Origin of the sequence: Psychrobacter sp. Pi2-51 (assembly GCF_904846665.1) — a bacterium.
GTDB classification, from domain to species: domain Bacteria; phylum Pseudomonadota; class Gammaproteobacteria; order Pseudomonadales; family Moraxellaceae; genus Psychrobacter; species Psychrobacter glaciei.
Map to the genome: position 1 here is coordinate 1 of NZ_CAJHBP010000053.1, position 3189 is coordinate 3189.

The 3189-nt window shown below is 48.4% G+C and carries 1 rRNA gene; it reads left to right on the plus strand.

Annotated elements, in window-relative coordinates:
* The first annotated feature begins 178 nt into the window (after window positions 1–178).
* Window positions 179–3040, plus strand: a 23S ribosomal RNA gene (locus JMY08_RS13825).
* The last annotated feature ends 149 nt before the right edge of the window (window positions 3041–3189 follow it).

Here is a 3189-nt window from a genome sequence, read left to right on the forward strand (position 1 = left end):
CTAACCTTAATAACTCACTACTTAACGACATCAGTTGTTATCCCAGTAGTGAGTTATTAAAAAAGTAAAGAGAACTGAATCAAGCGTATAAAATTAGGTGATATCGTTATCATAATTAGACTTTATGACACTTTGAAGTTAAAACTTATTTATAAGTTAAGACTACTTGGGGTTGTATGGTCAAGTAATGAAGCGCACATGGTGGATGCCTTGGCAGTCAGAGGCGATGAAAGACGTGACAGCCTGCGATAAGCTTCGGGGAGGCGGCAATATCCTGTGATCCGGAGATTTCTGAATGGGGAAACCCACTTACCATAAGGTAGGTATCTCGTACTTGTACGAGAAGCGAACGAGGGGAAGTGAAACATCTCAGTACCCTTAGGAATAGACATCAAATGAGATTCCCCAAGTAGCGGCGAGCGAACGGGGAGAAGCCGATTAGTGCTAATGTAGAAGAACAGCGTGGGAAAGCTGACCGTAGTAGGTGATAGTCCTGTATTCGAAACATTAGCGTTAACATATTAAGTAGAGCGGGGCACGAGAAATCCTGTTTGAAGATGGGGGGACCATCCTCCAAGGCTAAATACTCCTGACTGACCGATAGTGAACCAGTACCGTGAGGGAAAGGCGAAAAGAACCCCTGTGAGGGGAGTGAAATAGAACCTGAAACCGTGTGCGTACAAGCAGTGGGAGCCTTAATTTATTAGGGTGACCGCGTACCTTTTGTATAATGGGTCAGCGACTTATGTTCTGTAGCAAGGTTAACCGTTTAGGGGAGCCGTAGGGAAACCGAGTCTTAATAGGGCGTTTAGTTGCAGGGCATAGACCCGAAACCGAGTGATCTATCCATGAGCAGGTTGAAAGTTGAGTAACATCAACCGGAGGACCGAACCCACTGTCGTTGAAAAGCCAGGGGATGACTTGTGGATAGGGGTGAAAGGCTAATCAAACTCGGTGATAGCTGGTTCTCCCCGAAAGCTATTTAGGTAGCGCCTCGGACGAACACCATTGGGGGTAGAGCACTGTTTCGGCTAGGGGGTCATACCGACTTACCAAACCGATGCAAACTCCGAATACCGATGAGTGATATCCGGGAGACACACAGTGGGTGCTAACGTCCATTGTGGAGAGGGAAACAACCCAGACCGCCAGCTAAGGCCCCAAATTCCTAGTTAAGTGGGAAACGAGGTGGGAAGGCATAGACAGCTAGGAGGTTGGCTTAGAAGCAGCCATCCTTTAAAGAAAGCGTAATAGCTCACTAGTCGAGTCGGCCCGCGCGGAAGATGTAACGGGGCTCAAACTAGGAGCCGAAGCTGCGGATTTGAATTTGTTTTCAAGTGGTAGGGGAGCGTTGTGTAAGCCTGTGAAGGTGTGTCGTAAGGCATGCTGGAGGTATCACAAGAGCGAATGCTGACGTGAGTAACGATAATGCGAGTGAAAAGCTCGCACGCCGGAAGATCAAGGGTTCCAGTCCAACGTTAATCGGGGCTGGGTGAGTCGACCCCTAAGGCGAGGCCGAAAGGCGTAGTCGATGGGAAATCAGTTAATATTCTGATACTTGTTTATAATGCGATGGAGGGACGGAGAAGGTTATGTCAGCCTGGCGTTGGTTGTCCAGGTGAAAGGATGTAGGCTTGTGGCTTAGGTAAATCCGGGCTACTACATGGCTGAGATCTGATAGCAAGCTGTACTTGTACAGCGAAGTGGCAAATACCATGCTTCCAGGAAAAGCTTCTAAGCAATAGTTATAAACGAATCGTACCCTAAACCGACACAGGTGATCAGGTAGAGAATACCAAGGCGCTTGAGAGAACTCTGCTGAAGGAACTAGGCAAAATGGTACCGTAACTTCGGGAGAAGGTACGCTGTTGATGGTGATAGGACTTGCTCCTTGAGCTGTTGACAGTCGCAGATACCAGGCTGCTGCAACTGTTTATTAAAAACACAGCACTCTGCAAACACGAAAGTGGACGTATAGGGTGTGATGCCTGCCCGGTGCTGGAAGGTTAATTGATGGGGTTAGCGTAAGCGAAGCTCTTGATCGAAGCCCCAGTAAACGGCGGCCGTAACTATAACGGTCCTAAGGTAGCGAAATTCCTTGTCGGGTAAGTTCCGACCTGCACGAATGGCATAATGATGGCAGCGCTGTCTCCAGCAGAGACTCAGTGAAATCGAAATCGCAGTGAAGATGCTGTGTACCCGCGGCTAGACGGAAAGACCCCGTGAACCTTTACTACAGCTTTACATTGAACTTTGACCTGACTTGTGCAGGATAGGTGGGAGGCTTTGAAGCAGACACGCTAGTGTTTGTGGAGCCAATCTTGAAATACCACCCTGGTCATGTTGGGGTTCTAACTCAGGTATAACAATACCGAGGACAATGTATGGTGGGTAGTTTGACTGGGGCGGTCTCCTCCTAAAGAGTAACGGAGGAGTACGAAGGTGCGCTCAGACCGGTCGGAAATCGGTCGTAGAGTATAAAGGCAAAAGCGCGCTTAACTGCGAGACCCACAAGTCGAGCAGGTACGAAAGTAGGTCTTAGTGATCCGGTGGTTCTGTATGGAAGGGCCATCGCTCAACGGATAAAAGGTACTCTGGGGATAACAGGCTGATACCGCCCAAGAGTTCATATCGACGGCGGTGTTTGGCACCTCGATGTCGGCTCATCTCATCCTAGGGCTGAAGCAGGTCCTAAGGGTATGGCTGTTCGCCATTTAAAGAGGTACGCGAGCTGGGTTTAGAACGTCGTGAGACAGTTCGGTCCCTATCTACCGTGGGCGTTGGAAATTTGAGAGGATCTGCTCCTAGTACGAGAGGACCAGAGTGGACGAACCTCTGGTGTTCGGGTTGTCACGCCAGTGGCATTGCCCGGTAGCTACGTTCGGATGGGATAACCGCTGAAAGCATCTAAGCGGGAAGCCCACCTCAAGATTAGATTTCCCTAAAGAGCCGTTGAAGACTACGACGTTGATAGGCAGGGTGTGGAAGCACAGCGATGTGTGTAGCTAACCTGTACTAATTGCTCGTTTGGCTTGACCATACAACACCCAAGTGGTTTGTATCAAAGCTCTAATTAATCTATCTTGTATAGCCTAGGCTATAGAATAAGAAAGAATATTTCGATATCACCTTTAACCTTGATTCAGTTAGGTTACAAGTTGGTCGACTAAAAAGTAAAATTTGAAGTCA